28 protein-coding genes are annotated in these 25,876 nt (G+C 70.0%); 15 read left to right on the forward strand and 13 right to left on the reverse strand.

Annotated features, from left to right (window positions below; translation table 11 throughout):
- Window positions 1-74 precede the first annotated feature (74 nt).
- Window positions 75-1,388 carry an MFS transporter gene (locus tag MFF30_RS00055; RefSeq protein ID WP_238274875.1) on the forward strand — a complete coding sequence of 438 codons (1,314 nt, stop codon included), beginning with the start codon at window positions 75-77 and terminating at the stop codon, window positions 1,386-1,388.
- Here the strand turns inward: MFF30_RS00055 and MFF30_RS00060 are convergent.
- From MFF30_RS00060 to MFF30_RS00070, 3 genes are all read right to left on the reverse strand, one after another.
- Window positions 1,369-1,893: a GNAT family N-acetyltransferase gene (locus tag MFF30_RS00060; RefSeq protein WP_238274885.1), complete on the reverse strand. Its 525-nt coding sequence runs from the start codon at window positions 1,891-1,893 to the stop codon at window positions 1,369-1,371. The genes MFF30_RS00055 and MFF30_RS00060 overlap by 20 nt on opposite strands.
- Before the next feature lie 84 nt (window positions 1,894-1,977).
- Window positions 1,978-2,871 carry a DMT family transporter gene (locus tag MFF30_RS00065; RefSeq protein ID WP_354465959.1) on the reverse strand — a complete coding sequence of 298 codons (894 nt, stop codon included), beginning with the start codon at window positions 2,869-2,871 and terminating at the stop codon, window positions 1,978-1,980.
- A gap of 165 nt (window positions 2,872-3,036) precedes the next feature.
- Entirely contained in the window at window positions 3,037-4,755 is a 1,719-nt protein-coding gene (locus tag MFF30_RS00070) for an L-lactate permease (RefSeq protein ID WP_238274961.1), read from the reverse strand.
- A gap of 280 nt (window positions 4,756-5,035) precedes the next feature.
- Between MFF30_RS00070 and MFF30_RS00075 the strand changes: the two genes are divergently transcribed.
- Window positions 5,036-5,959 (forward strand): manganese catalase family protein, encoded by a 924-nt coding sequence (locus tag MFF30_RS00075; protein ID WP_238274895.1) that lies wholly within the window; start codon window positions 5,036-5,038, stop codon window positions 5,957-5,959.
- A 193-nt stretch (window positions 5,960-6,152) separates the two neighbouring features.
- On the opposite strand, the gene MFF30_RS00080 is transcribed toward MFF30_RS00075, so the two are convergent.
- From MFF30_RS00080 to yajC, 6 genes are all read right to left on the reverse strand, one after another.
- Entirely contained in the window at window positions 6,153-6,545 is a 393-nt protein-coding gene (locus tag MFF30_RS00080) for a hypothetical protein (RefSeq protein WP_238274897.1), read from the reverse strand.
- 95 nt (window positions 6,546-6,640) lie between these two features.
- Window positions 6,641-7,528: a phytoene/squalene synthase family protein gene (locus MFF30_RS00085; protein ID WP_238274899.1), complete on the reverse strand. Its 888-nt coding sequence runs from the start codon at window positions 7,526-7,528 to the stop codon at window positions 6,641-6,643.
- A 13-nt stretch (window positions 7,529-7,541) separates the two neighbouring features.
- Window positions 7,542-7,931: an Mth938-like domain-containing protein gene (locus MFF30_RS00090; protein ID WP_238274908.1), complete on the reverse strand. Its 390-nt coding sequence runs from the start codon at window positions 7,929-7,931 to the stop codon at window positions 7,542-7,544.
- A gap of 9 nt (window positions 7,932-7,940) precedes the next feature.
- Entirely contained in the window at window positions 7,941-8,888 is a 948-nt protein-coding gene (secF, locus tag MFF30_RS00095) for a protein translocase subunit SecF (RefSeq protein WP_238274910.1), read from the reverse strand.
- A gap of 75 nt (window positions 8,889-8,963) precedes the next feature.
- Window positions 8,964-10,571: a protein translocase subunit SecD gene (secD, locus tag MFF30_RS00100; protein ID WP_238274912.1), complete on the reverse strand. Its 1,608-nt coding sequence runs from the start codon at window positions 10,569-10,571 to the stop codon at window positions 8,964-8,966.
- A gap of 79 nt (window positions 10,572-10,650) precedes the next feature.
- Window positions 10,651-10,986, reverse strand: coding sequence for a preprotein translocase subunit YajC (gene yajC, locus MFF30_RS00105; protein WP_056468563.1), 336 nt, complete (start codon window positions 10,984-10,986; stop codon window positions 10,651-10,653).
- Window positions 10,987-11,244: 258 nt separating this feature from the next.
- Between yajC and MFF30_RS00110 the strand changes: the two genes are divergently transcribed.
- Window positions 11,245-12,168 (forward strand): ATP-binding protein, encoded by a 924-nt coding sequence (locus MFF30_RS00110; RefSeq protein ID WP_238274914.1) that lies wholly within the window; start codon window positions 11,245-11,247, stop codon window positions 12,166-12,168.
- Window positions 12,169-12,316: 148 nt separating this feature from the next.
- Here MFF30_RS00110 and MFF30_RS00115 read toward each other — a convergent pair whose 3' ends face one another.
- Window positions 12,317-12,730: a DUF3597 domain-containing protein gene (locus MFF30_RS00115; RefSeq protein WP_056468570.1), complete on the reverse strand. Its 414-nt coding sequence runs from the start codon at window positions 12,728-12,730 to the stop codon at window positions 12,317-12,319.
- Window positions 12,731-13,105: 375 nt separating this feature from the next.
- On the opposite strand from MFF30_RS00115, the gene MFF30_RS00120 reads away from it, so the two are divergent.
- The 4 genes from MFF30_RS00120 to MFF30_RS00135 are packed head-to-tail and all read left to right on the forward strand — an operon-like array spanning window position 13,106 to window position 16,508.
- Window positions 13,106-14,827 (forward strand): ArnT family glycosyltransferase, encoded by a 1,722-nt coding sequence (locus MFF30_RS00120; RefSeq protein ID WP_238274916.1) that lies wholly within the window; start codon window positions 13,106-13,108, stop codon window positions 14,825-14,827.
- Between the two features lie 20 nt (window positions 14,828-14,847).
- Window positions 14,848-15,573, forward strand: coding sequence for a glycosyltransferase (locus MFF30_RS00125; RefSeq protein ID WP_238274918.1), 726 nt, complete (start codon window positions 14,848-14,850; stop codon window positions 15,571-15,573).
- Between the two features lie 3 nt (window positions 15,574-15,576).
- Window positions 15,577-15,918 (forward strand): lipid-A-disaccharide synthase N-terminal domain-containing protein, encoded by a 342-nt coding sequence (locus MFF30_RS00130; RefSeq protein WP_238274920.1) that lies wholly within the window; start codon window positions 15,577-15,579, stop codon window positions 15,916-15,918.
- Window positions 15,915-16,508 (forward strand): pyridoxamine 5'-phosphate oxidase family protein, encoded by a 594-nt coding sequence (locus tag MFF30_RS00135; protein ID WP_238274921.1) that lies wholly within the window; start codon window positions 15,915-15,917, stop codon window positions 16,506-16,508. The genes MFF30_RS00130 and MFF30_RS00135 overlap by 4 nt, the downstream gene beginning before the upstream one ends.
- A 13-nt stretch (window positions 16,509-16,521) precedes the next feature.
- Here MFF30_RS00135 and metC read toward each other — a convergent pair whose 3' ends face one another.
- On the reverse strand, window positions 16,522-17,709 hold the full coding sequence (metC, locus tag MFF30_RS00140; RefSeq protein ID WP_238274924.1) for a cystathionine beta-lyase: 1,188 nt from the start codon (window positions 17,707-17,709) through the stop codon (window positions 16,522-16,524).
- A gap of 135 nt (window positions 17,710-17,844) precedes the next feature.
- On the opposite strand from metC, the gene MFF30_RS00145 reads away from it, so the two are divergent.
- From MFF30_RS00145 to MFF30_RS00180, 8 genes are all read left to right on the forward strand, one after another.
- Window positions 17,845-18,888, forward strand: coding sequence for an amino acid ABC transporter substrate-binding protein (locus MFF30_RS00145; protein WP_373320808.1), 1,044 nt, complete (start codon window positions 17,845-17,847; stop codon window positions 18,886-18,888).
- Window positions 18,885-20,069 (forward strand): amino acid ABC transporter permease, encoded by a 1,185-nt coding sequence (locus MFF30_RS00150; protein WP_238274934.1) that lies wholly within the window; start codon window positions 18,885-18,887, stop codon window positions 20,067-20,069. Before MFF30_RS00145 ends, MFF30_RS00150 begins: the two co-directional genes overlap by 4 nt.
- Window positions 20,066-21,202 carry an amino acid ABC transporter permease gene (locus MFF30_RS00155; protein ID WP_238274936.1) on the forward strand — a complete coding sequence of 379 codons (1,137 nt, stop codon included), beginning with the start codon at window positions 20,066-20,068 and terminating at the stop codon, window positions 21,200-21,202. Before MFF30_RS00150 ends, MFF30_RS00155 begins: the two co-directional genes overlap by 4 nt.
- Window positions 21,199-21,954, forward strand: a complete 756-nt coding sequence (locus MFF30_RS00160; protein WP_238274938.1) for an amino acid ABC transporter ATP-binding protein — start codon at window positions 21,199-21,201, stop codon at window positions 21,952-21,954. Before MFF30_RS00155 ends, MFF30_RS00160 begins: the two co-directional genes overlap by 4 nt.
- 107 nt (window positions 21,955-22,061) lie before the next feature.
- Entirely contained in the window at window positions 22,062-22,484 is a 423-nt protein-coding gene (locus tag MFF30_RS00165) for a hypothetical protein (protein ID WP_238274941.1), read from the forward strand.
- A 138-nt stretch (window positions 22,485-22,622) separates the two neighbouring features.
- A complete protein-coding gene (gene rarD, locus MFF30_RS00170) occupies window positions 22,623-23,480 on the forward strand; it encodes an EamA family transporter RarD (protein ID WP_238274943.1) in 858 nt (285 codons plus the stop codon).
- 61 nt (window positions 23,481-23,541) lie between these two features.
- Entirely contained in the window at window positions 23,542-24,105 is a 564-nt protein-coding gene (locus tag MFF30_RS00175; RefSeq protein ID WP_238274944.1) for a DUF1993 domain-containing protein, read from the forward strand.
- A gap of 62 nt (window positions 24,106-24,167) precedes the next feature.
- On the forward strand, window positions 24,168-25,187 hold the full coding sequence (locus MFF30_RS00180) for a P1 family peptidase (RefSeq protein WP_238274946.1): 1,020 nt from the start codon (window positions 24,168-24,170) through the stop codon (window positions 25,185-25,187).
- Between the two features lie 25 nt (window positions 25,188-25,212).
- On the opposite strand, the gene MFF30_RS00185 is transcribed toward MFF30_RS00180, so the two are convergent.
- Window positions 25,213-25,491: a hypothetical protein gene (locus tag MFF30_RS00185; RefSeq protein WP_238274948.1), complete on the reverse strand. Its 279-nt coding sequence runs from the start codon at window positions 25,489-25,491 to the stop codon at window positions 25,213-25,215.
- A gap of 22 nt (window positions 25,492-25,513) precedes the next feature.
- On the reverse strand, window positions 25,514-25,720 hold the full coding sequence (locus MFF30_RS00190; protein WP_238274950.1) for a hypothetical protein: 207 nt from the start codon (window positions 25,718-25,720) through the stop codon (window positions 25,514-25,516).
- Window positions 25,721-25,876: the final 156 nt, after the last annotated feature.

Here is a 25,876-nt window from a genome sequence, read left to right on the forward strand (position 1 = left end):
TGGCGCTTACGAAAAAATACGATCACGTTGGGATGAACGACCCAATGCCGAACGTATCAGGGGAGAGGACTCCGATGGCGGGCCATCCGGACCACGACAAGAGCGGCTCCCGGGCCGCCGCCGTCCTGCGGGTGACGAGCGGCAACTTCCTGGAGATGTTCGACTTCTTCGCATTCGGGTTCTACGCCTCCTACATCGCCAAGGCGTTCTTCCCCAGCGAGAACGAATTCGCCTCGCTGATGCTGACCTTCATGACCTTCGGGGCCGGCTTCCTCATGCGGCCCCTCGGCGCCGTGCTGCTCGGGGCCTATGTCGACCGGGTCGGGCGCCGGAAGGGGCTCATCGTCACCCTGGCGATCATGGCGGCCGGCACGATTCTGATCGCCCTGGTGCCCGACTACGCCACCCTCGGCCTCCTGGCCCCTGCCCTCGTGCTGGTCGGCCGCCTGCTCCAAGGCTTTTCCGCCGGGGTCGAGCTCGGCGGCGTCTCGGTCTACCTCGCCGAGCTGGCGCCCCCCGGCCGCCAAGGCTTCTACGTCGCCTGGCAGTCGGGCAGCCAGCAGGTGGCGATCATGGCGGCGGCAGCCATCGGCTACGCTCTCAACCGCCTGCTGTCGCCGGCCGAGATGGGCGCCTGGGGCTGGCGTATCCCCTTCCTGATCGGCTGCCTCCTCGTACCGTTCCTGTTCTACATCCGGCGCTCGCTGCAGGAGACCCCGGCCTTCCAGGCCCGCAAGGTCCACCCGCCGGTGGGCGAGGTGGTGCGCACCCTGGGGCGGAACTGGCGGATCGTCGGGCTCGGGATGCTGATGGTGGCGATGACCACGATCGCGTTCTACGCAATCACGGTCTACACCCCGACCTTCGGCAAGAGCGTCCTCAAGCTGTCCGACACCGACAGCCTGATCGTCACGTTCTGCGTCGCGGTGTCGAACCTGTTCTGGCTCCCCGTGATGGGTACGCTCTCGGACCGGATCGGTCGGCGCCCGATCCTGCTGCTGTTCTCGGGCCTGACACTCGTGACGGCCTATCCGGCCCTGGCCTGGCTCGTGGCGCATCCGACCTTCGAGACCATGCTGGCCGTGCTCCTGTGGCTGTCCTTCCTCTACGGCAGCTACAACGGCGCCATGGTGGTGGCGCTCACCGAGATCGTGCCGCCGGCGGTGCGCACGGCCGGGTTCTCCCTGGCCTATTCCCTGGCCACCGCCCTCTTCGGCGGGATGACGCCGCTGATCTCGACCTCCCTCATCGAGGCCACCGCCAACAAGGCGGCCCCCGGCCTCTGGATGGCGCTGGGCGGCGCCTGCGGCCTGCTGGCCACGATCGTGATCTACCGGGGGCTCGCCCGGGTTCCGGCCGCGGAACGCGTCAGCCCGGCTCATATGTGAAGATGCGCCGTCCAGGCCGGTGACCCTCGTCGCCGGTGTCGCGGAACCCCAGCTTGCGCAGGAGGCCGACGGAGGCCGCGTTCTCGGGTCGGCACTCGGCGATGATGAAGCGGTTGGGGAAGCGCTCGCGCAGCAGACCGAGGGCGGCGCGGACCGCCTCGGTGCCGATCCCCTGTCCGCGCGCCGCGCCGCCGACCCAGTAGCCGATCTCGGCGGCGTGGTCGCCGCGCAGGTGCAGGCCGACGATCGCCGCCAGCGTACCGTCCACCCGTTGCCAGGCGCCCAGGAAGCAATCCTTGCGCACCTTGGCGGGGCCGATGAGGCGGCGCGCATCCGCCAGGGTGAAGGGCGCGGACAGGAAATCCACCGCCTCGATGATGGCCGGATCGTCGGTGAGCGCCCGCACGGCCTCGGCGTCGGCCGGTTCCAGCCGCGTCAGGCGCAGGCGGGCGGTCTCGGCGGGGGGAAGCTTGGCGAGGGTGTAGCGCGAGGCGAGGCTGAACATGGCCGCACGATCCTATCAGATCGCGCGGCCTTCAAGGCGGGTTTTCAGGGGAACCCGCTCGTGTTTCAGGCGAACCACGCGCGTTCAGGCAAACCGCTTGGCGCCCGCCACGCAGAGCACGACCAGTCCGGTCACCGCCAGCATGGAGGGGGCGACGGGCTCGCCCAGGAGCCAGCCCGCCAGCGCCAGCCCGAGGAAGGGCTGCAGCAACTGCAGTTGGCCGACCCCCGCGATGCCGCCGAGCGCCAGCCCGCGATACCAGAACACGAAGCCGACCAGCATGCTGAACACCGAGACGTAGGCGAGGCCGCCCCAGGCCGGCCAGCCGATGCCGGCCCAGGCCGAGGGCCGCGTCGCCACGGCCAGCACGGCCATCGCCGGAAGGGCCAGGACGAGGGACCAGGAGATGACCTGCCAGCCCCCGAGGCGGCGCGCGAGGACGGCCCCTTCGGCATAGCCGAGGCCGCAGAGCAGGATCGCGGCCGTCATCAGGAGATCGCCCGCGGCCGAAGCGCCGCCGCCCTGCACCAGGGCGAACCCCGCCACGGCGGCAGCCCCCACGACGGAGAAGAGCCAGAAGGCGGCCCGCGGGCGCTCGCCCCCGCGCAGGACCCCGAACAGGGCCGTGGCGAGGGGCAGGAGGCCGACGAACACCACGGAATGCGCGGCACCGACGTGCTGGAGCGCCAGGGCGGTCAGCAGCGGGAAACCGACCACGACGCCGAGGGCCACCAGGGCCAGGGATGCGAGGTCACCGCGCGCCGGCTGCCGCTGGCGCAGGGCGAGAAGCAGCCCCGCACCGAGAATCGCGGCGATCACCGCGCGCGCGGAGGTCAGGAACAGGGGTGTGAAGCCCCCCACGGCAATCCGCGTCGCCGGCAGGGAGGCACTGAAGATGAGGATTCCCACGAGGCCGCTGCCCCATCCCGCCGTTCCCCCGCGCACGATCCGCCTCCCCGCTCCCCGAAGGCCGGCCATAGCGCTCCGATCCGGGCTCGCGACAGCGACAATGGCCGGACGATTCCGCCGAACTGTCCGGCGCCCGGACCGGACAGCGCAGATCTCTCGAAGGGAAGCACGCATGAAAAACCCGCCCCGGAGACCGGGACGGGCTGATCGCGTGGCGTTGCGGCATTCAGCCGATCACGGGTGGATCACCATGGCGCTGAACGGGTGCACGTAGGCCTGCAGCATCACGAGGCCGCCGACGAGGCAGGCCAGCACGATCGAGTGCCAGAACACGAAGCGCAGGATCTTGCCCTCCTGGCCGAAATAGCCGGTGGCGGTGGAGGCGACGACGATCGACTGGGCGTCGATCATCTTGCCCATCACGCCGCCCGACGAGTTCGCCGAGGCCATGAGGATGCCCGACAGGCCGAGCTGCTCCGAGGTGATCTTCTGCAATCCGCCGAAGAGCACGTTGGAGGCGGTGTCCGAGCCCGTCAGCGCCACGCCGAGCCAGCCCAGCAGGGTGCCGAAGAACGGATAGAGGATGCCGGTGCCGGCGAAGGCGAGGCCGAGGGTGGCATCGACGCCCGCGTAGCGGGTGAGCACGCCGAGCGCGAGCATCGCCGCGATGGTGATGAGCGAGTAGCGCAGCACCCAGATCGTCTCGATATAGGCCGTCACCAGGCGCCAGGGCGAGAAGCGCATGATCAGGCCGGAGATGATCGCGGCGAAGAGCACGCCGGTGCCCGTGTAGGACATGTAGGTGAAGGCGAAGACGGCGGCTTCCGGATGCGCCTTGGCCACCACCGGCGGCACCTTCATGATCACGTTGTGCAGGCCCGGCACCTCGTACTTCCAGGTGAAGATCGGGTTGACGAGGCTCTTGAACCAGCCGGTGCCCCAGATCGCCACGATCACCGAGAGGATGATCCACGGGACCCAGGCCATCGCGATCTCGCGGGAGGTCGCGGTGCGGCCACCGAGATCCACCTTGGGCAGGTCGCCCGGAACGGCGGCGCCGAGCGAGACCGGACGGCCGCCGTTGACGTAGCCGATGGACGGGTCGTTGCCGCGCAGCGCCGGGGAGGTCCAGATCTCCTTGGGCTGCCAGACCTTGAGGAAGGCCACCAGGGCGGCCATCGAGATCAGCGAGGCGCCGATGTCGACGATCCAGGGGTTGACGTAGTTCGAGATCAGGAACTGGGCCACCGCGAAGGAGCCGCCGCAGACCAGGATCGGGGGCCAGATCTTGATCATGCCGCGGAAGCCCGCGAACACCCAGATCAGCCAGAACGGCACGATGATCGAGAAGAACGGCAGCTGCCGGCCGATCATGGCGCCGAGGATGTAGGGGTCGTAGCCCGTCACCGAGGCGAGGCCCTGGATGGGCGCGCCGAGCGCCCCGTAGGCCACCGGCGCGGTGTTGGCGATGAGCGAGAGGCCGGAGGCCGCCAGCGGCGAGAAGCCGAGGCCGATCAGGATCGCGCCCGTCACGGCGACCGGGGTGCCGAAGCCGCCCGCGCCCTCGAAGAAGGCGCCGAAGGCGAAGGCCACGAGCAGCAGCTGGAGCCGCCGGTCCGTGGTGATGCCCGCCACCGATTGCTGAAGCGTGGCGAACCAACCCTTCTCCACCGTCAGGCGGTAGAGGAAGATGACGTTGAGGATGATCCAGCCGATGGGAAACAGGCCCAGCGCGACGCCGTAGCCGGAGGCGCGGGCGGCGAGATCGGCCGGCATGCCGAACAGGAAGACGGCGACGCAGAAGGCCAGCACGAGGGAGAGCACGGCCGCGATATGGGCCTGCACCTTGCCGCTCGCGATCATGCCGAGCAGGGCGATGACCGGCAGAGAGGCGGCGAGAGTCGAGAGCCAGGCATTCCCGAATGGGTCGTAGACCTGATTCCAGGTGGTCACTGTGTTCACGGGCGCCTTACTCCTCCGGGCGAGCCCGATCTCCTGCCGGGCCTTGCTCCCGTAGCTAGCAGAGCGCTCCGGCCGGCTCAACGCGGGTTAATGATGTATTCAGAGGGTGTTGCATGGATATCCGTGATCCGGGCCGAAGCGCCGGGGCGCTTCCTCGCGGCGGTCGACGGCGCCGCACCCTGCGCATTCCCGCCCACGTGAGGGGAACATGCGCGTGCGGCGGCCACTTCCCCCACGAGACCCCGAGCGATCGGCACCGGAGATTAAATCTATGTTTATGCGCGTCGACAAGCTACAGGCCGAGCTTCCTGCCCCCAAGCGGAAAGATCCGAACGCCGCCGCGGCCCTGCAGGAATTGCTCGGCGGCAAGTATGGCGAGATGTCAACTCTGGGAAATTACATGTTCCAGAGCTTCAATTTCCGCAGCAAATCGAAGCTGCGCCCGTTCTATAGCCTCGTTGCGGCGATCACGGCCGAGGAACTCGGTCACGTGGAGCTCGTCAGCAACGGCGTGGCGATGCTCGCCAACGGTCCAGACAACGACGGTGACGCGAAGGACGGCGGCGACATCTCGAAGGCGCCGTTCGAGGACATGAAGGACATCCGCCTCGCAGCCGCCTTCCTGTCGAACGGCGGCGGCGTGACGCCGGTCAACAGCAACGGCGCCTCCTGGAACAACGACTTCATCACCACTACGGGCAACGTCGTGGTGGATCTGCTGCACAACTTCCACCTCGAATGCGGCGCCCGCCTGCACAAGCTGCGGGTCTACGAGACCCTGACCGATCCGACCGGCCGCGAGGTCTGCGGCTACCTGCTGGTGCGCGGCTCGGTCCACGCCCACGCCTACGCCCTGGCCCTGAAGAAGATCACCGGCGTCGAGATCGAGAAGTTCCTGCCGACCCCGAACATCAACCTCGACAAGATTCCCGAGTGCCAGAAGTACCTCCAGGAGGGCTCGCACCGCCGGCTCTACACCTTCAGCCCGGGCGACTACACCGAGATGGCCGGCATCTGGGGCAACGGCGAGATGGCGCTGCCGGGCGATCCGCCGGGCGAGCTCAGCGTCGTCGAGGGCATGCCCGAGGGCGGCAAGATCCACCAGCTCACCGGCGTGCCCTCGGCCTTCACTCCGGATTACGCGCCGCAGGAGATGTTCGAGATCGCCGAGAAGCTGACGAAGAAGGCCCGCTGAACCGGAAACTCCGGGCGGGATGAAGACGGGGCGGCTCCTTCGGGGCCGCCTTTATTATGCTCAAACATTTAACCCAAACATAACCTATTCGCTAAAGCTACATATTAATCCAGACAGATTCTCAACTTAGACAATCGATATCACTGATGAGATTTATCTTTATATTAGGGCAAACTGAAGCCAGAAAATAAATTTATGAAATTGGCTTTTTCCGGACGGCCTTGCTTGGATTGCCTTGAAGTTCTTGGAGCTTCGAAAGGAGCAGCTCGATTTCTTCAACAGAATTGGCCTCAATCCGCATGTTGCCAACTCTAATCTTTATCTTTCGACCAGGCGATTTTATCCAGGCCACAAGGATCACTCCTAGCGTTGGGATAATAACCTGAGCTATTGGAACGAGATACGGGCCTAGCGATGTGGCAGAAGCTATTATCGTGCCGGTACGAGCGTACACATGACTCATCGGCGAGATGCCCGCTGATTCGAGCTGGTGGCTCACCTCTTTGATCGAGGCACGAACTTCTGGATCAGCGAGGTATGAGGGCTCACAATCCAGCGCGATCAGAATCTCGTCTGCCGTTAGCATGATGCTCGTTCCTGTAAACGTCGGTTCTCACGACACAGACGGCTGCCGATTTTTAGAATCCGAGAAGACCCAAGAGCGACACAGCTGAATTCTGGCTAAGATGATGCGTCTCGCGACGCCCGCCACAGCCGCCACAGCCGCCGCCAGCGCGGAATCTCGATGACCGTGTTGAGGGGGTCGTAGCCCGGCCGCTCCATGGCGGCGAGGTAGGGCTCCACCAGGGCCACGGGCAGGAAGGCGGGGCGCGCGGCCGGCGCGATGGTGGCGCGGGCCGCCTCGTAGGCTTTGAGGTGGCGGCGCGCCAGCGCCCGCAGGTCGGCGGTGGCGCGCAGGAGCCCGGGGCCTCCGCGCCCCGTGACGATGTCCTCGCGGGTGACGCCGTAGGTCTTGAGGATGTCGGCGGGCAGGTAGATCTGGCCCGCGCGGGCGTGCCAGGGCAGCGCCCGCAGCAGGCCGGTGACCCCGTAGGCGACGCCGGCATGGCCGGCCGCCGCCGCTCCACCGGGCTCGGCCCCGTCGCAGAGGACGAGGGCGCCGAGGCGGATCAGGGCCGAGACGGTCTCGCCGCAATAGCCCTCGAGATCGTTCACCCGGGGCATCGGGTCCTCGTAGAGGTCGAAGACCCGGGCATCGATGAGATCGACGAAGGGCTGGCGTCCGAGCTTGCGCCGCACGATGGCGTCGTCGAGGGCGGCGGCCACCGGGTTGGCCTTGACGTCGCCGCGGGCCTCGGCCTGGAGGGCGTCGCGCCACCATTGCAGGCGGATCTCGCCGGCCATCGGGTTGGAGGCGGCCTCGCGGACCCGGCCGACGGTGAGGCTGAAGGCGATGAGGGCGAAGAGGTGGGGCCGGGCGGATGCGGGCGCGAAGAGGGTGGCGAAGTAGCGGTCGGGATCGCCGTCCCGGACCAGGCCCTCGCAATGCTGGAAGGCGAAGGCGAGGTTGCCCTCGGCCGGGCTGGTCCGGGTGTCCGAATCCGTCATGTCCCGCGCTTCATCATGCGACCGCGATCAGGGCGGCAGCGACCTTGCGGTTCTCCGCCATGAGGATGTTGTAGGTGCGCGCCGCGGCCCCCGTCTGCATCACGTCGAGGCCGATGCCGCCCTCCTTGAGCCAGCGCCGGAGCGCATCAGGAAAAGGCGCGATGTCGAGCCCGGTTCCGACGAGGAGGAGTTCCACCGCCCCGGCCTCGGCGAGGATCGGACGCAGCGCGTTCCGGTCGATGGCGCGCGGCTCGGTCACGTCCCAGGCCCGGATACCGGACGGCGTGACCAGGATCGAACCGCGATGGGACATCTCGGCGAAGCGGAAGCCGCCGTTGCCGTAGGCGTCGATGAGGTGGCGCCCCGGAACGAAGCCGTCGTGCAGGCTGCCGGAAGACGCCATGGCCGCCCCCTACTCCGCCGCCTGGGGCACGCGCCCGCCGGCCGGGCGCCCCTGCGCCTTCACGCCCGAGAGCATCAGGCCGAGATAGATCAGCACCGGCGTCGAGACGAAGATCGCCGAGTAGGTGCAGATGACGACGCCGGCCAGCATCACGATGGCGAAGCCCTTGATCGCCTCGCCGCCGAACAGCACCAGGGCCAGCAGCGACAGGAAGGCCGAGGTCGCGGTCATCACCGTGCGGGACATGGTGGAGTTGATTGAGAGGTTGAGGAGTTCCACCGTGGGGATCGTCTTGTAGCGCCGCATCAGCTCGCGGGTCCGGTCGAACACCACCACGGTCTCGTTGAGCGAGTAGCCCACGATGGTGAGGATCGCGGCGATCGAGGTCATGTTGAACTCGATGCGGGTGATGACGAAGACGCCGAGCGTCAGAACGATGTCGTGGAGCGTGCCCACGATAGCGCCGAGCGCCAGTTCCCGCTCGAAGCGGAACCAGAGGTAGAACAGCACCGCCAGCACCGAGAGCACGACGCCGATGGTGCCCGACTGCACGAGTTCGCCCGAGACGCGGGGACCCACGGTCTCGGTGCGGCGGAACTCGTAGTCGGCGTCGAAGGCGGCATGCGCCTTCTGCATCACGGCCGTCTGGCCCTGCTCGCCCGGCTGCAGTGGGAAGCGCACCAGTACGGTGCCCTCAGCCCCGAGTTCCTGCACTTCCGTCTCGCCGAAGCCGAAGCCGTTCGCCGTATGACGCACCGCGCCGACATCGGCGGTCTTCGACTTCGCCTGCAGCTCCACCAGGGTGCCGCCCTTGAAGTCGATGCCGAAGTTCAGGCCGACGGTCAGGAACAGCACCACCGTCGCCACGGACATGAAGGCCGAGAGCGGGAAGGTGAGGCGCCGGAAGCGCATGAAGTCGACGTGCGACTCGTCGGGCCAGAGGCGAAGCAGGCGCATGATCGGTCTCGAAACTCTTGGTCAAGGATGCCGGCCACGAAGGCCGGCCGTCCGAGATGACGGCAGGGCCGGCGATTAGAACGGCAGGGCCTTGGGCCGGGCCATGTTGTACCACAGGGCGATCATCATCCGGGTCAGGGTCACGGCGGTGATGACCGTGGTGAGGATGCCGAGAATGAACACCACGGCGAAGCCCTTCACGGGGCCGGAGCCGAGGAAGAACAGGATCAGGGCGGCGATCGCCATGGTCGAGTTCGAATCGATGATGGTGGCGAAGGCCTTGTCGAAGCCCGCCTGAAGCGCCGAGACGATCGAGCGGCCCGCCCGCACCTCTTCGCGCACGCGCTCGTAGATCAGCACGTTGGAATCCACAGCCGTGCCGATGGTGAGCACGATGCCGGCGATGCCCGGCAGGGTCATGGTCGCCTCCAGCACCGACATCAGGCCGAGGATGAGGCCCACATGCACGATGAGGGCGATGTTGGCGAAGAAGCCGAACACCCCGTAGGTGGCGAACATGAAGACGACGACGAGGGCGCCCGCCACCAGGGTCGCCATCTTGCCCGCCTCGATGGAGTCGCGCCCGAGGCCGGGGCCGACCACGCGGCGCTCGACCACGGTGAACTTCGCCGGCAGCGCGCCGGCCCGCAGGAGGACCGAGAGGTCGTTGGCCTGCTGGACCGTGAAGTTGCCGGTGATCTGGCCGGAGCCGCCGGTGATCGGGGTGTTGATGCGCGGCGCCGAGACCACCTCGTTGTCCAGCACGATGGCCATGCGACGGCCGACATTCTCCGAGGTCGCCTGGCCGAAGCGCTGTGCGCCCTTCAGGTTGAACTTGAAGCTGACCATCGGCTCCTGGGTCTGATTGTCGAAGGCCGGCTGCGCATCGGTGAGATCGCCGCCATCCGCCATGATCCGGCGCTCGACCGGAACCTTGGCGCCCTTCTCGTCGCGGGACGGCAGAAGATCGACGTCGCCGGAGGGCGAGTCCGCCAGCATGCGGAATTCGAGCTTGGCGGTGGAGCCGAGGAGCTTCTCCAGGCGCTCCGGGTTCTGCTCGCCCGGCACCTGGATCAGGATCCGGTCGGCGCCCTGCTGCTGGATCGAAGGCTCGGTGGTGCCCGTCGAGTCGAGGCGGCGTCGGATGACCTCGATGCCCTGGCTCACCGCGCGGCGGGTGCGGTCGGTGATGCCCGCATCGGTCAGGGTCAGGCGCACGAGGCCGTCGGGCTGCTCGGTGATGTCGATGGTGCGGCCCGCGCCCTGGCCGACGAGGGGGTTGGAGATCGGCTGGGCGAGTTCACGCAGCTTCGGCAGCAGCTTGGCGCGCGCGGCCGCGTCGGTCACGCGGACCTGAACGCCGCGCTGCAGGAGCTGGATGCCGCCCTCGGCGCGCACGCTCTCCTGTTGGAGAATGCGACGAACGTCGTCGCGCAGGGCCTTGGCCTGGGAGGCCACGAGTTCGTTCTGGTCGACCTCGAGGAGGAGCTGCGAGCCGCCCTGGAGGTCGAGGCCGAGCACGATGGCGCGCTGGGGCACGATCCAGCTCGGGAACCAGCCCGGCAGGGACGCCATGAAGCCTTTGCGCTGCTCGTGCGAGAAGAAGCTCGGCACGGCAAGGCTAAGGCCGATCAGGATGACGGCCAGCGTCGTGACGATCTTTGTTCTCGAGAAGCGCAGCATCCGCCGGTACCGTCCTGTGTCCGTTTCTTCGCTGGCCATGCGGGCCCTGGTGCCCGGCCCGCATGCCCGAGTCGCCGCCTCAGGCGGCCTTGACCGGCGCGCCCTTGACGCGGACTTCCGAGATCATCGTGCGCACGACCTTGACGCGGACGTTCGGCGCAATCTCGACCTCGATCTCCGAGGCCTCGTCGGCGACCTTGGTGACGCGACCGACGATGCCGCCGGTGGTGACGACGGTGTCGTCGCGGCGCACGTTCTTGACCATGTTCTGATGCTCCTTCACGCGGCGCTGCTGCGGGCGGAGGATCAGGAAGTACATGATGACGAAGATGAGGACGAACGGCACCACCTGCAAGGCGATGTCCGCTCCGCCAGCGGCCGAGGTGGCCCCTTGCGCGAAGGCGGGGGTGATCAAGCGGGTGACTCCTCAAGGATAAGGCCCGCGCCGCCAGACCCTCGGTCGAGGGGGCGTCCGGGCTTGTCAAAAAGCGCGCGGACTATAGCCAGGGGCTAAGTGAAAGCAACGCCGCCCGGGTGAGGCGAATGGGTCGCCGCCCCGTGAATCGCCGGCCGGGACGCGATTTAGCGGGTTCATCGCGGCCTCCCGGCACCGTAAAGCACGGCACCTGTCCCAGCTGCCCCGTCGCTGGACCCGAGTTCGAGGAGCCGCCCCATGACCGTCACGCCCCCTGCCGACCCGGCCGTCGATCCGGCCACCCTGGCGGCGTTCCTGCCTGTGCGGGAGTTCCTGCCGGTGCTGGAGCGGATCGCCGCCGCTCTGGAGCGTGCCGCCCCCGCCCCGCGTGCTCCCGTCGACCTGAATGCGGCGGATGCCTTCCTGTGGGGGCCGGAGCGCCGGCTGGTCCCGGTGCCACGCGTCAACCGGGTGGCGATCGGCCTCCTCACCGGGATCGACCGGGCCCGCGACACCCTGGTCGAGAACACCCAGCGCTTCGCCGACGGCCTGCCGGCCAACAACGCGCTCCTCTGGGGCGCGCGGGGTATGGGCAAGTCCTCGCTGGTCAAGGCGGCGCATGCGGAGATCAACGCCGCGCGCGGCCCGGGCGCCCTCCCCCTGAAGCTCGTGGAGATCCATCGCGAGGACATCGAGGCCCTGCCCGACCTGATGGCGACCCTGCGGGGCGACGCCCATCGCTGGATCGTCTTCTGCGACGATCTCTCCTTCGACGGCGACGACACCTCGTACAAGTCCCTGAAGACGGCGCTGGACGGCGGCATCGAGGGACGGCCCGAGAACGTGCTGTTCTACGCCACCTCGAACCGGCGCCACCTCCTGGCCCGGGATATGGTGGAGAACGAGCGCTCCACGGCGATCAACCCGGGCGAGGCGGTGGAGGAGAAGGTCTCCCTCTCCGATCGCTTCGGCCTATGGCTCGGCTTCCACAAGTGCAGCCAGGACGAGTATCTGGCGATGATCCGCGCCTACGTGGCCCGCCACGGCCTGAGGGCCGACCCCGACCGGGTCCGGGCCGAGGCGCTGGAATGGGCGACCACCCGCGGCTCGCGCTCGGGCCGTACCGCGTTCCAGTTCATCCAGGATCTCGCCGGTCGCCTGGGGCAGCGGCTGGAGGGGTGAGGCGAGACTGCGTCCCCGCCCTCCACCTTGTGCGGGGGACGGAGGCAGGACGTCCACGGGCTCACGCCTGGAAGGAGGGGCAGCGGACGATGTCCCCTGCCCCGTGCGCGCGGCCCGACATCAGGCCGCGCCGGATCGTTCGGGCAAATTAGTCCTTGAGGTCGGCTGGCACCTTGCCGCCGTTCTCCTCGAGCTTCTTGATGACCTGCTTGTGCAGCCAGACGTTCATCGTGGCCGAGTCCTCCTTGTCGCCGGTGTAGTGCAGCTCATCGGCGAGCTGCTTGCGGGCGGTGAGGCTCGAATCGAGGTCGAGGAGCTTCATCAGGTCGACGATCGAGGTCCGCCAGTTCAGGGTCTGCGAGTTCTTCGCAGCCATTCCGTTGAGCACCTCCTCGACGTCGACGGGGCCGCCGGCCGGGGCGCCGGTGCTGGTCGGGGTCGAGGCGGGGGCATCCGAGCCGCCGGCGGAGGGCTGTGCGTTCGCCTCCGACGGCTTGGCCTGGGCATCTCCACCGCCGAAGGGATGGAGGATCTTGCTGACGATGCTGCCGAGGAGGCTCATAACGGATATCCCTCAATCTCACGTCGGCGGCCGGTGCCGCGACGGGGTGACAACGGAGAGGGTCCGGCCCTGTTCCCCGGGGCCGGGGGATCGTCGGGAGCCCCTTCGGCTCGCAGGCTCCCGGACTCGCAGGCTCACCGGACTCGCAGGCTCACCGGACTCGCAGGCTCACCGGACTCGCAGGCTCACCGGACTCGCAGGCTCCCGCGCGGGACAGGGCGGCGACAGCGCGATTTGACATTCCCGGCCGCATCATCGACACCGCCGGCCTCGCGGCATCGACCGGCCTCATCGACCGGATTCTCGGGCCGCGTGCCGGTCCGGAGCCGCGTATGTCCCCCCTGACGGCCCATCCCCCCGCATGATCACCTCCGCATGATCGACCGCGCCACCGTGCCCCGCCCGGCTCGCGGCGACGCCTTCGCGTTCCCGGACACCCTCCTGTCCGCCGCCAGCCGGAGCCATGCCTGGGCCTGTGCGCTCCTGGTGGCGCTGTGCCTCGTCTGCTTCCTGCCCGGCATCAGTTCGCTCCAGCCGATGGACCGGGACGAGCCGCGCTTCGCGCAGGCCTCCAAGCAGATGCTGGAGACCGGCGACCTCGTCGACATCCGCTTCCAGGCCGAGGCCCGGCACAAGAAGCCGGTAGGCATCTACTGGGCCCAGGCCGCCTTTGTCGGCGCCGCCGAGGCCCTCGGCGTGCCGAACGCCCGCACCACGATCGGCCTCTACCGCATCCCCTCCCTGCTGGGCGCCATCGGGGCGGTCCTCCTCACCTACTGGTCGGCCCTGGTCTTCCTGCCCCGGCGGGGGGCCTTCCTCGCCGCCGCCCTGTTCGGGGCTTGCGTCGTGCTCTCGGCCGAGGCGCGCCTGGCCAAGACCGACGCGCTGCTCTGCGCCTGCGCCGTAGCGACCTTCGGCGGCCTCGCCCGCGCCTGGCTCCGGCGCGACGTCGGTCCCGGGCGCCTCGACACCGTCACGGTGCTGGCCTTCTGGCTCGGCCTCGCCCTCGGCATCCTGATCAAGGGCCCGATGGTGCCGCTGTTCTGCGGCCTGCCGGCTCTGGTCCTCTCCGTCCGGTCGGGGTCCGGCCGCTGGCTCGGGGCCCTGCGGCCCGGCCTCGGCCTGCCGCTCACCCTGCTGATCGTGGCGCCCTGGTTCGCGGCCATCACCTGGAAGAGCGGCGGTGCCTTCTACGGGGAGGCGGTGGGCCACGACATGCTGAGCAAGGTCCAGGGCGGCTCGGAGAAGCACTTCGCCCCGCCCGGTGCCTACCTCGTAGCGTTCTTCGGCACCTTCTGGCCGGGGGCCGCCTTCGCGGCGCTCGCGGCGCCCTTCGCCTGGGGCCACCGGCGCGATCCGGCCATCGCCTTCCTCCTCGCCTGGATCGTGCCGACCTGGATCCTGTTCGAGATCGTGCCGACCAAGCTGCCCCACTACGTGCTGCCGCTGATGCCGGCCATCGCCATCCTCACCGTGCGCGCGCTCGCCGCCGGGGGCCTCCATCCCGAGCGCCGGGGGGCGCGCCTCACCGCCGGGCTCGTGGTGCTGATCCCGGTCGGCCTCACTCTCGGCCTCTCGGCCTTCGCCTTCGCCTACGACCGCACCCTGCCCTGGGCCGGTCTGCCCCTGCTGCTGGCTGCCAGCGCCGTGTCGGCCCTGGCCTGGCGCGCCTTCGCCCGCGGCCTGCCCGAGCGCGCTCTCGGCCTCGGCATCCTGGCGGCGATGCTGCTCTCGCCGGCCGTGTTCGGCCTGACCCAGCCGGTCATCGCCGCCCTCAAGGTCTCGCCCCGCCTCGCGGCGATCCGCGATGCGCTGCCCTGCCCGCATCCGCGCGTGGCCAGCCTCGGCTACCGCGAGCCGAGCTTCGTCTTCCTGATCGGCACCGACCTCGCCATGCTCGGCACCGGCACGGAGGCCGTCGATTTCCTCAAGGGCGAAGGCTGCCGCCTCGTCTACGTGGAGGGCCGGTTCGCGACCGCGTTCGAGGCCGCCGCCGGGGCCGCCGGGCTGGTGCCGAACCGGGTCGGCACGGTCTCGGGCTTCAACATCAACGGCGGCCGCCGGGTCGACCTCTCGGCCTACGCGGCGACGCCCTGACCTCCTCGGATCCAGCACCCATGCGCCTCTCCGTGATCATCCCGGTGAAGAACGAGGCCGGCAACATCGCGAGCCTCGTCGCCGAACTCGAGACCGCCTGCGCCCCCCTGGCACCCTTCGAGGTGATCTACATCGACGACGGCTCCACCGACGGCACCGCCGAGGCGCTCGCGGCAGCCCGCGCCGGGCGGCCCTGGCTGCGGGTGCTCGCCCACGACCGCACCGCCGGCAAGGCCGCCGGCATCCGCAGCGGCATCGCGGTGGCCCGTGCCCCCGTCTGCGCCCTGATGGACGGCGACGGCCAGAACGACCCGGCCTTCCTGGCGCCCCTGCTCGAGGCCATCGAGGCGGGCGGGACGCGTACCGGCCTCGCGCAAGGCCAGCGCATCGGGCGCAAGGACGGACGGCTCAAGAGCCTCCAGTCGCGCATCGCCAACGGGGTCCGGGTGCGCATCCTCAAGGACGCCACCCGCGACACCGGCTGCGGCTACAAGCTCGTGCGCCGGGACGTCTACCACACGCTCCCGTTCTTCGACGGGCAGCACCGCTTCATGCCGGCGCTGGTCGCCCGCGAGGGCTTCGGCGTGGTCCACCGGGACGTGGTCGACCGGCCGCGCTTCACCGGCACTTCGAAATACGGCCTGTTCGACCGGCTCTGGGTCGGGCTCCTGGATCTGGCCGGCGTGTGGTGGCTGATCCGGCGCAAGCGGGTGACACCGCGGGTCACGGACGTGACGGGAGCCTGAACCATGCTGATCCAGCTCGCCGAGGACGTGCGTGGCTACGTCTACGACGTCTTCGTCACCCGCTTCGATGCCTGGCTGGTCTTCGGCATCCTGGCGCAGGCGGTGTTCGGCGCCCGCTTCGTGGTGCAGTGGCTCGCCTCCGAGCGGGCGGGCCGGAGCGTGATGCCCCTCGCTTTCTGGTTCCTCTCCATCGCGGGCGGCCTGATGACCCTTGTCTACGGCCTCGTGCGGCGCGAGCCCGTGATTATCTTCGGGCAGGCGCTGTCGACCTTCATCTACCTGCGCAACGTCACCCTGATCCTGCGCGAGCGCCGCGCCGCCCGGGCGGCCGCACCGGCGCGATGACGCCGCTGCCGCCCTTCCACGACGATCTCGGCGCGGCTTTCGCCGAGGTCTGGCGGCTGCTGGAGGACGGGCCCGCCTTGCGCCGCAACGCCTTCCACATGCCGGCGCTGGCCACCGTCGACGCCTACGGGCACCCGCAGGTGCGCACCGTGGTGCTGCGCGCGGCCGACCCGGCCGCCGGCACGCTGCGCTTCCACTGCGACCGCCGCTCGGACAAGGCGGCCGCGATCGCGGCCTCCGGGGTCGCGGCCCTCCACGGCTACGATTCCGCGACGAAGATCCAGATCCGCGCCTCTGGCCCGGCGACGCTCCACACCGACGACGCCCTCGCGGAAGCCGCCTGGGCCGGATCGATGGCGATGAGCCGGGTCTGCTACGGCGCCGACCCCGCCCCCGGTGCGCGCCTGCCGAGCGGGGACGCCTACACCTTGCCGGATGCCGAGACCGCGCTGACCCTCGGCCGGCCGAACTTCTGCGCCGTGGTGATGGCGGTGGCCCGCCTCGAATTCCTTTACCTCGACCGGCGCGGCCACCGCCGGGCCGCCTGGGAGCGGGCCGACGGCTGGCGCGGAGCTTGGCTGGCGCCCTGACAGCGCCCGGCGCTCAGACGGCCGCGCGCAGCCGCGCGAACCCCGCGTCGAGGTCCGCCTGCAGATCCGAAAGATCCTCCAGCCCGATGTGGAACCGCAAGGCCGGGCCGCCGGGATTCCAGCGGGTGGCGGTGCGGTACTTCGTGCAGTCGAACGGGATGACCAGGCTCTCGAAGCCGCCCCAGGAAAAGCCCATCCCGAACAGTTCGAGCCCGTCGAGCATCGCCGCCACGGCACGCTCCGGGACGGGCTTCAGGATGACGCCGAACAGGCCCGAGGCACCGGAAAAGTCGCGCTTCCAGATCGCGTGGCCGGGATCGTCGGGCAGGGCCGGATGGAGCACGCAGGCCACCTCCGGCCGGGCCTGGAGCCACTGCGCCATGGCGAGCCCCTGCGCCCCGTGCTCGCGCAGGCGCAGGGCCATGGTGCGCAGGCCCCGCAGGGCCAGGAACACGTCCTCCGGCCCGGGGCACATGGCGAAGTGCTCGAAGGTCCGGTGCAGGGCCGGCCAGTACGTCGCGTTCGCCGAGGTCAGGCCGAGGAGCAGGTCCGAGCCGCCCGAGAGGTACTTGGTCCCGGCCTCGACCGCGATGTCGACGCCGCGCGCATGGGGCGGGAACAGGAGCGGCGTCGCCCAGGTATTGTCCATGATCACGGCCGCGCCCCGCGCGTGGACGATCTCGGCAATGGCCGGGACGTCCTGCATCTCGAAGCTCTGCGAACCCGGCGCCTCCACGAGCACGGCCTTCGTGGTGTCGCGCATCAGGTCGGCGATGCCGGCGCCGATCAGGGGATCGTAATATTCGACCGCGACCCCGAACCGTTTCAGGACGCCATCGCAGAAGATGCGGGTGGGGCGATAGGCGGAATCGCTGACCAGCAGGTGGTCGCCGGCCGAGACCACCGCCATCAGCGCCACCGTCAGGGCAGCGAGGCCGGAGGGCGTCAGCACGGTGCCGGCCGCACCCGCGAGTTCGCTCCAGGCGCTCGTGAGGGAATCCGTCGTCGGCGTGCCGGAGGTGCCGTAATCGTAGCGCCCGCGCCGGTGCTGGAGGTCGTCGTAGGTCGGGAACAGCACCGTCGAGCCGCGATAGATCGGCGTGTTGACGAAGCCGTGCTGGGCGGAGGGGTCGCGCCCCGCATGGACGAGGCGGGTGCTCGCCCCGAATCGGGCGGGATCGCGGGGGGGCGTGTTCGACATCGGCACCGGTGGGCGAGGGATGGACCTGCCGCGACCGAAGCCCGGCGCGCGCGGTTCCGTCAACCGGCAGCTTGACCGCGACGCACGATCCTCTGCAATGCGCGCATGCGACTGGTCTCCGTCACGCCCCTCGGCATGCTCCTCGGCGCCCTGCTCGCCGCGTCTCCGGCGCCGGCCAAGACTGCAGCGGTCAAGACTTCAGCGTCCCAGACTTCGGCGCCGTCCCAGAATGGCACCTTGGCCCAGGTGAAGGCGCGCGGGCACCTCGTGTGCGGGGTCAGTGGCGGGGTGGCGGGCTTCAGCATGCCCGACGGGCAGGGGCACTGGCACGGCCTCGACGTGGATTTCTGCCGGGCGCTCGCCGCGGCCATCTTCGACGACCCCGACAAGGTGCGCTTCATCCCGCAATCCTCGGCCGCCCGCTTCACCGCCCTGCAATCGGGCGAGATCGACGTGCTCGCCCGCAACACCACCTGGACCCTGTCGCGCGACACCGCCGCGATGAACTTTCCCGTCATCACCTTCTTCGACGGACAGGGGTTTCTCGTGCGGAAATCCCTGACCATCACGGCGGTGAAGCAACTCGACCGGGCGACGATCTGCCTGCAGCAGGGCACCACCACGGAACTCAACACCGCCGACTGGTTCCGCACGCGGGGCCTGAGCTACCAGGTCGTCACCTTCGCCAACAGCGAGCAGACCCTCGGCGCCTACGAATCCGGCCGCTGCGACGCCTACTCGACGGACAAGTCCTCCCTCTACGGCGAGCGCCTGAAGACCGCGCATCCGGAGGACCACATGATTCTCGACGAGGCGATCTCGAAAGAGCCCTTCGCGCCCGGCGTGCGCCAGGGCGACGATGCCTGGCGCGACCTCGTGGCCTGGACCCACTACGCGATGATCGACGCGGAGGAGGCGGGCATCACGCAGGACAACGTGGACCGGCTCAGGGGCGAGGCCTTGAGCCCGGACGTGAAGCGCATCCTCGGGCTCGAGGGCAAGTACGGCCAAGGCCTCGGGCTCACCGACGACTGGGCCTACCGGATCGTCCATCACGTCGGCAATTACGGCGACGTCTTCGCCCGCAACCTCGGCGACGGGACACCCCTGAAGATCCCGCGTGGGCTGAACGCCCTCTGGACGAACGGGGGCCTGCAATACGGGCCGCCGATCCGGTGAGGGCGGGGCCGCCCGAATCCGGGTCCGGGCCGGGGACCGGGTCCACCCGCGCCCTCGTGCTCCAGGCCCTCGTCGCCCTGGCGCTGGCGGCGCTGGCCTATGCCGCCTTCGCCAATGCGTCGGACAAGCTCGCGCGCCAGGGCATCACGGCCGGGTTCGGCTTCCTCTCGCGGGCCGCCGGTTTCGACATCAGCCAACGGCTGATCCCCTACGCGGCCGCCACCTCGACCTATCTCGATGCGTTTCTCGTCGGCCTCCTCAACACGCTGCTGGTCTCAGGGCTCGCCATCGGGCTGGCCACGCTGATCGGGTTCGCGGTCGGCATCGCCCGGCTCTCGCCGAACTGGCTCGCCCGGACCCTCGCGGCCACATACGTCGAGACCCTGCGCAACCTGCCGCTGCTGCTCCAGCTCCTGGTCTGGTACGTGGCCGTGCGGGTGGCGCTGCCCGAGGCCCGCGACCCGGCGGCCTGGGGCAGGGCCTATCTCAGCCAGCGCGGACTGGTCCTGCCGCGGCCCGAGTTCCACGGAGCCGCCTGGCTCGTGCCCGTCGCCTTCGTGGCGGGGATCGTCTGGGCCTGCATCCGGGCCCGACGCGCGAAGCGACGGGTCGAGACAGGGGCCGAGCCCGGCCCGGTCGTAGGGCCGGCCCTCGCCCTCGTGCTCGGCCTGCCGGCCCTGGCCTGGATCGGGCTGGCGCTCGCCGGACACCCCGTCCCGGTCGCCTGGCCGTCCCCCGGCCCCTTCGGGCCTGAGGGCGGGCTCGGGGTGCTGCCGGAATTCGCCGCGCTTCTCCTCGGGCTCTCCACCTACACGGCGGCCTTCATTGCCGAGATCGTGCGCGCAGGCCTCAACAGCGTGGCCCGGGGCCAGGGGGAGGCGGCCGCCGCCCTGGGCCTGAGCCGGGCCAAGACGCTGCGGCTCGTCACGATTCCCCAGGCCATGCGGGTGATCGTGCCGCCGCTGACGAGCCAATACCTCAACATCACGAAGAACTCGTCCCTGGCGGTGCTGATCGGCTATCCGGACCTCGTCCACGTCTTCATGGGCACGGTGCTCAACCAGACCAACCAGGCCGTGGAAGTCGTGGCGATCACCATGGCGGTCTACCTGACCCTGAGCCTCGGCCTCGCCGCCCTCATGAACGCCTCCAACCGCCGCGCGGCGCCGATGACGCGATGACCATCGTCCGCGAGACCCTCCTGCCGCCGGCCCCGCCGCCGCGCCGCGCCGCCGGCCCCACCGGCTGGCTCCGGGACAACCTGTTCTCGGGGCCCGGCAACACCCTGACGACGCTGGTGATCCTGGGCGGGCTGGCGCTGCTGCTGCCCCCGGTGTTCCGCTTCCTCGTCACCGACGCGGTCTGGCGCGGGGATTCGGGGGAGGTCTGCCGCCCGGAGGTGGCCGGGCACCCGGTGGGGGCCTGCTGGGCCTTCATCGGGGCCAAGATCAACTACCTCGTCTACGGCTCCTACCCGGCGGCCGAGCGCTGGCGCCCGAACCTGTTCTTCGGCCTCGTGGCGCTGGGCACGGCCTGGATGCTGTGGCTCGACGCGCCGCGGCGCGGCCTCGGGGCGGTCTTCGTCTTCCTCGTCGGCCCGCTTCTGTCCTACGGGCTGCTCTCGGGGACCCCGGTCCTCGGCCTCGCCCCCGTCGCCACCAGCCTGTGGGGCGGCATCCTGGTGACCCTGGTGGTCTCACTGGTGGGCATCGTCGCCTCGCTGCCGCTCGGCATCCTGCTGGCTCTGGGGCGGCGCTCGGACTTGCCGGTCCTGCGCTATGCCTGCATCGGCTTCATCGAGTTCTGGCGCGGGGTGCCGCTGATCACCGTGCTGTTCATGGCCAACGTGATGCTGCCGCTGTTCCTGCCCGGTGATCTCACCGTGGACCGGCTGGTTCGGCCGCTGGTCGGTATCGCGCTGTTCGCCTCCGCCTACATGGCCGAGGTGGTGCGCGGCGGCCTGCAGGCGATCCCCGAGGGGCAGGGCCGTGCGGCCCTGGCGCTGGGGCTCACACGGGCCCAGGCCATGCGCCTCGTCATCCTGCCCCAGGCCCTCAAGGTGGTGGTGCCGGGCATCGTCAACACGCTGATCGGCCTGTTCAAGGACACGACGCTCGTCTCCATCGTGGGCATCGCGGATTTCATCCGGGTGCTGGAGGCGGCGCGCGCCGATCCGCGCTGGTCGGCGCCGACGATCCCCGCCACGGCCTACGCCTTCGCGGCCCTGTTCTACCTGGCTTTCTGCTTCGCGATGGCGCGCTACGCCGCCTTCATCGAGCGCCGCCTCGCCGCCGGCGAGCGGGGCCGGTCATGAGCCCCGGCCCCGAGACCCCTGTTCCCGAGACGCCAGCGGTTGAGTTCCTGGGCGTGAACAAGTGGTTCGGCAGCGCCCACGTCCTGCGCGATGTCTCGCTCACGGTCGCCAAGTCCGAAAAGGTCGTGATCTGCGGCCCCTCGGGCTCGGGCAAGTCGACCCTGATCCGCTGCGTCAACGGCCTCGAGCCTTATCAAGGCGGCACCGTCCGGGTCGACGGCCACGACCTCACCCCCGGCCGCATCCCGGCGGTGCGGCGTACCGTCGGGATGGTGTTCCAGAGCTTCAACCTGTTTTCCCACCTCACCGTGCTGGCGAACTGCACCCTGGCGCCGATCCACGGGCACGGGATCGGCCGCAGGGCCGCCGAGGCCCGGGCGCGGGACGAACTCGCGCGGCTCGCCATCGCGGATCTGGCGGACCGGTATCCCGGCCAGCTCTCCGGCGGCCAGCAGCAACGGGTCGCCATCGCCCGTGCCCTCTGCCTCGACCCGGCGGTGATGCTGTTCGACGAGCCGACCTCGGCCCTCGACCCCGAGATGGTGCAGGAGGTGCTCGACACCATGGCGGATCTGGCCGCCCGCGGCATGACCATGCTGTGCGTGACCCACGAGATGGGCTTCGCCCGCCGCGTCGCCGACCGGGTGGTGTTCATGGACGCGGGCCAGATCGTCGAGGTCGCCCCGCCCGAGGCCTTCTTCGAACGGCCCGAACATCCCCGCACCCGGGAATTCCTCGGCCGCATCCTCTGAGCGGAGTTGTGCCGGCGCAGGAAACGGCGCGCGGCGGACGGCTCCGGTTCATTAACGCAGATGCGCTAAATCCCGTCCGGTACTCGCGTATCCGGGAAGCCCGTCCCTTGCGTATCCTGCGGAACATCGTCGTCGGCAGCGTCTTCGGCGGCAGCGCCCTGGCCATCGCCTTCGCCTGCGTCGACCGGCTCGACCATCCGGCCCCCAAGGCGTCCCGATCCGCCGCGCCGGTGGCCGCCCTCACCCGGGTCCGGCCGCCGGAGCCCACCGTGACGGGATCGCTGCCGGCGGAGACCGGTCCCTCGATCAGCGACATCCTCGGGCGCGACGGTGGCACGACGGCCCGGACGCCCGTGGTGCGGACGACGCCGCCCAAGCCCGCTACGGCGCGCGAGGCGGCCGCCAAGGTGACGCCGAAGCCCGCCGCGCCCAAGCCGCCCGTGAAACGGACCGCCGAGGGCTTCGACACCGAGCGCCTCAACGCCCTGATGCGCGGCGACCCGGCCGTCACCCTCACCCGCGCGCGCTGAGAACGCGCCCACCCGCCGCGCCGGATTATCGCTCGGGTGATCCCGCCCGGGTGATCCCCGCGGAAGACTTGCTATAAGCCGCACCCGGACCCCGGTGCCGCGGCGAAGCGGCAGGAGGCGGCAAGAGGAGGCGGGCCCTTGGGTCTGATCTACGCGCTCGGCGCCTACCTGAGCTGGGGCCTCGTGGTCCCGGTGCATTTCCGCCTGCTCGACGCCGTGCCGGCGCCCAGCATCCTGGCCCACCGCATCGTCTGGTCGAGCCTCCTCGTTGCGGGACTGCTGGTGGCCCTGCGCCGCCGGATCCGGAACCCCTTCCCCCTGGTGCGCCGGCACGGGCTCCTCGTCCTCTCGGCCGGGCTGATCGGCGTGAACTGGCTCCTCTATCTCCAGGCGGTGCAGTCCGGGCACATGCTCGACGCGAGTCTCGGCTACTTCATCAACCCGCTGATGAGCGTGGGCTTGGGCGCCGTGGTGCTCGGCGAGCGCCTGCGCCCGGTCCAGGCCGCGGCGGTGGCGCTCGCCGCTGGCGCCGTGTTGTTGGCCGTCGTCATGGCCGGCAGCCTGCCCTGGGTCTCGCTGGCGCTGGCGGGAAGCTTCTCCCTCTACGGACTCGCCCGCAAAATCGTCGCCGTCGACGCCATGGTGGGCTTCGCCGCCGAGACGCTGCTGCTCCTGCCGGTGGCGCTGATCTACCTCGCGGCCTTCGCGCCACCGGTGATCCAGGGCGACCCCGTGCGCTTCGGCCTCATCCTGCTCACCGGGGCCACCACGGCCCTGCCCCTGATCTGGTTCGCGGCGGCCGCCGAGCGGCTCACCCTCGCGACGCTCGGGCTGATGCAATACCTCGCGCCCTCCTGCCTCCTCGTGCTCAGCACCCTCGTCTACGGCGAGCGGCTTGAGCCCCACCGCGCGGTGCTGTTCGGACTGATCTGGCTGGCGCTGGCGATCTACGCCGTCGACGCCACCCGCGCCGCCCGGCAGGCGCGGGCCGCTTGAGGGGGCTTCAGCGCAACGCGCGAACCCGACCCGACGACGACCGCCTTTCCCGGAGATCGCCATGCCGCTGACCGACCTTCTCGTACCGACCTACCGGAACATGCTGAAGACCCTCGCCGGATTGCTGGACAGGGCCGAACGGCAGGCGCCGGCTGGGGCCGAGGGCCTGCTATCGGCGCGCTTGGCGCCAGATATGCTGCCGCTCGCCGCGCAATTGCGCTTCGCGGCCTATCAGGCGCAGGAAGCGACGTTCCGCCTGCGCGGGCAAGCCATCCCCCCATCGCTCGCCGCGGTGGCGGCCGAGGGGCGCGAGGCTGGTAACGCCCCCGGATCGCTCGCCGATGCACGGGCCCGGATCGACCAGGCCCTGTCTCAACTCGACGGTCTGACGGACGACGCCCTCGACGCCGGGGACACGCTGCCGATCGCGATCGAACTTCCGGGCGGCGTGACGTTCGACATGACGGGCGAAACCTATGCGCGCGATTGGGCGCTGCCCCAATTCTACTTCCACGTCGTCACGGCGTACGCCATTCTGCGGAACCAGGGGATCGGGATCGGCAAGGCTGATTATGTGCCTCACATGTTCGCTTATCTGAGGTCCGCACCCGCACCGTCGGCATAGGCGGAGTGCGCGGACCCGATCCTTCGGCCGGAGACCGCACCGAGGCATCCCGGGGAGGCGCCATGCTGACCAACCGCATCACCGACATCGCCGGCATCCGGGTCGGCCACGCCACCGATCTGCGCCTCGCCAGCGGCGTCACCGCCCTCTTGTTCGACGCGCCCGTGGTGGCCGGCATCGACGTACGCGGCGGCGGCCCCGGCACCCGCGAGACCGATCTCCTCGATCCCGAGCGCACCGTGGAGCGCATCGACGCCCTGGTCCTCTCCGGCGGCTCGGCCTTCGGCCTCGACGCGGCTTCGGGCGTCGTCGCCTACCTCGCCGAGACCGGGCGCGGCTTTGCCGTCGGCCCAGCCCGGGTTCCGATCGTGCCGGCCGCGATCCTGTTCGACCTCCTCAACGGCGGCGACAAGGCCTGGGGCCGGTTCTCACCCTACCGCGACCTTGGCTACGCGGCGGCCTGCGCCGCCGCGCGGGATTTCACCCTCGGCTCCGTCGGGGCCGGGACGGGGGCGGCCACCGCGAACCTGAAGGGCGGGATCGGCTCCGCCTCCGCCGAGGTCGCGGGCTTGGTGGACGTCGCGGGCTCGGCCGTCCGAGTCGGCGCCCTGGTGGCGGTGAACGCCTTCGGCCGGGTGACGGTGGGGGTGGGGCCGCATTTCTGGGCCGGGCCCTACGAGATCGGTTGCGAGTACGGCGGACTCGGCGCCCCCGCGGCGATGCCGGCCGACGCCTTCGACTGGCCGCGCAAGGACCTGTCGGGGGCGGGGGCCAGCACCACCCTGGCGGTGGTCGCCACCGACGCCGCCCTCACCAAGGCGCAGGCGCGCCGCCTCGCCGTGATGGCCCAGGACGGCCTCGCCCGGGCGATCCATCCCGTGCACACGCCGCTGGACGGCGACGCCGTCTTCGCCGTGGCCACCGGCCGGGTGCCCCTTGCCGACCCCGTCCTCGACCTCGCGCGGATCGGCGACGCGGCCGCGCGCACGCTCGCCCGTGCGGTGGCGATCGGCGTCCACCGCGCGACGGTGCCGCCCGGCTGGGCCGGGCCCCCGGCCTGGGCGGACCGCTTCGGGGGCTGACGCTCGGTAGGAACCCGGTTCAGGTCTAGCCGAGTTCGGCCTTTGCATCCGCGATGAGGCCGGCGAGGCCCGCATCGACCTCGGCCCCGAGCATGCGGCGCTCGGCCTCCGTCAGGTCGGCCGCCCAGCCGCGCTGGCCGAAGCCCTCGGCGCACTTGGCCCGCTCGGCCGCGAGGTAGGCCTCGGTCTCGGCAGGCTGCGTGCGCATGGCCTGGACGAGGCCGAACCAGGCGGCGCGCTCCACCACCGCGAGGCGGGCCCGCAGGCGGATCATCACCGCGCGTTCGGGGCTGACATCGTCCATCGGCTGCTCCGTTCCGGCCGGCTCAGCGCCGCGGTTCGCAGCGCGTCTTCACGTAGGTGCCCGGCTCGTTGCCGTGCCCGGCATTGGCCGCGAGCACCGGCCCCTGAATCAGGCATTCCTGCAGGGTGTGGGCCGGGCCCGTGATGATGTCGAGGGCCGTGTCCCGGGAGCAATCCGGAGCCTGGACGGCGGAGGCGCAGACGAGGGCGACGACGAGAATCGGGTTCATGGCTGGATTACCTGGATCAGGCCGCCCGTGCGGCAAGGGCGTTTCCCGGATTCAGGTGCAACTTAATGCAGGCCCATCGCAGGCTCCGAGCGATGTTTCCTTTTTGTTCCAAGATATTAAACACGATGCGCAGTGTTCTAGGCTCAAAGACCTATG

Source organism: Methylobacterium goesingense, assembly GCF_022179225.1.
Classification (GTDB): domain Bacteria; phylum Pseudomonadota; class Alphaproteobacteria; order Rhizobiales; family Beijerinckiaceae; genus Methylobacterium; species Methylobacterium goesingense.

What these genes read in the sequence shown, in the direction of transcription:
- MFF30_RS00125 (WP_238274918.1), top strand. Translation starts at nt 14,848, where the DNA reads ATGCGCCTCTCCGTGATCATCCCGGTGAAGAACGAGGCCGGCAACATC.
- metC (WP_238274924.1), bottom strand. Translation starts at nt 17,709, where the DNA reads ATGTCGAACACGCCCCCCCGCGATCCCGCCCGATTCGGGGCGAGCACC.
- secD (WP_238274912.1), bottom strand. Translation starts at nt 10,571, where the DNA reads ATGCTGCGCTTCTCGAGAACAAAGATCGTCACGACGCTGGCCGTCATC.
- MFF30_RS00055 (WP_238274875.1), top strand. Translation starts at nt 75, where the DNA reads ATGGCGGGCCATCCGGACCACGACAAGAGCGGCTCCCGGGCCGCCGCC.
- MFF30_RS00075 (WP_238274895.1), top strand. Translation starts at nt 5,036, where the DNA reads ATGTTTATGCGCGTCGACAAGCTACAGGCCGAGCTTCCTGCCCCCAAG.
- MFF30_RS00155 (WP_238274936.1), top strand. Translation starts at nt 20,066, where the DNA reads ATGACCATCGTCCGCGAGACCCTCCTGCCGCCGGCCCCGCCGCCGCGC.
- secF (WP_238274910.1), bottom strand. Translation starts at nt 8,888, where the DNA reads ATGCGCCTGCTTCGCCTCTGGCCCGACGAGTCGCACGTCGACTTCATG.
- MFF30_RS00065 (WP_354465959.1), bottom strand. Translation starts at nt 2,871, where the DNA reads ATGGCCGGCCTTCGGGGAGCGGGGAGGCGGATCGTGCGCGGGGGAACG.
- MFF30_RS00120 (WP_238274916.1), top strand. Translation starts at nt 13,106, where the DNA reads ATGATCGACCGCGCCACCGTGCCCCGCCCGGCTCGCGGCGACGCCTTC.
- MFF30_RS00090 (WP_238274908.1), bottom strand. Translation starts at nt 7,931, where the DNA reads ATGGCGTCTTCCGGCAGCCTGCACGACGGCTTCGTTCCGGGGCGCCAC.
- MFF30_RS00060 (WP_238274885.1), bottom strand. Translation starts at nt 1,893, where the DNA reads ATGTTCAGCCTCGCCTCGCGCTACACCCTCGCCAAGCTTCCCCCCGCC.
- MFF30_RS00135 (WP_238274921.1), top strand. Translation starts at nt 15,915, where the DNA reads ATGACGCCGCTGCCGCCCTTCCACGACGATCTCGGCGCGGCTTTCGCC.
- MFF30_RS00175 (WP_238274944.1), top strand. Translation starts at nt 23,542, where the DNA reads ATGCCGCTGACCGACCTTCTCGTACCGACCTACCGGAACATGCTGAAG.
- MFF30_RS00145 (WP_373320808.1), top strand. Translation starts at nt 17,845, where the DNA reads ATGCTCCTCGGCGCCCTGCTCGCCGCGTCTCCGGCGCCGGCCAAGACT.
- MFF30_RS00115 (WP_056468570.1), bottom strand. Translation starts at nt 12,730, where the DNA reads ATGAGCCTCCTCGGCAGCATCGTCAGCAAGATCCTCCATCCCTTCGGC.
- MFF30_RS00080 (WP_238274897.1), bottom strand. Translation starts at nt 6,545, where the DNA reads ATGCTAACGGCAGACGAGATTCTGATCGCGCTGGATTGTGAGCCCTCA.
- MFF30_RS00180 (WP_238274946.1), top strand. Translation starts at nt 24,168, where the DNA reads ATGCTGACCAACCGCATCACCGACATCGCCGGCATCCGGGTCGGCCAC.
- MFF30_RS00160 (WP_238274938.1), top strand. Translation starts at nt 21,199, where the DNA reads ATGAGCCCCGGCCCCGAGACCCCTGTTCCCGAGACGCCAGCGGTTGAG.
- MFF30_RS00085 (WP_238274899.1), bottom strand. Translation starts at nt 7,528, where the DNA reads ATGACGGATTCGGACACCCGGACCAGCCCGGCCGAGGGCAACCTCGCC.
- MFF30_RS00110 (WP_238274914.1), top strand. Translation starts at nt 11,245, where the DNA reads ATGACCGTCACGCCCCCTGCCGACCCGGCCGTCGATCCGGCCACCCTG.
- MFF30_RS00190 (WP_238274950.1), bottom strand. Translation starts at nt 25,720, where the DNA reads ATGAACCCGATTCTCGTCGTCGCCCTCGTCTGCGCCTCCGCCGTCCAG.
- MFF30_RS00130 (WP_238274920.1), top strand. Translation starts at nt 15,577, where the DNA reads ATGCTGATCCAGCTCGCCGAGGACGTGCGTGGCTACGTCTACGACGTC.
- MFF30_RS00185 (WP_238274948.1), bottom strand. Translation starts at nt 25,491, where the DNA reads ATGGACGATGTCAGCCCCGAACGCGCGGTGATGATCCGCCTGCGGGCC.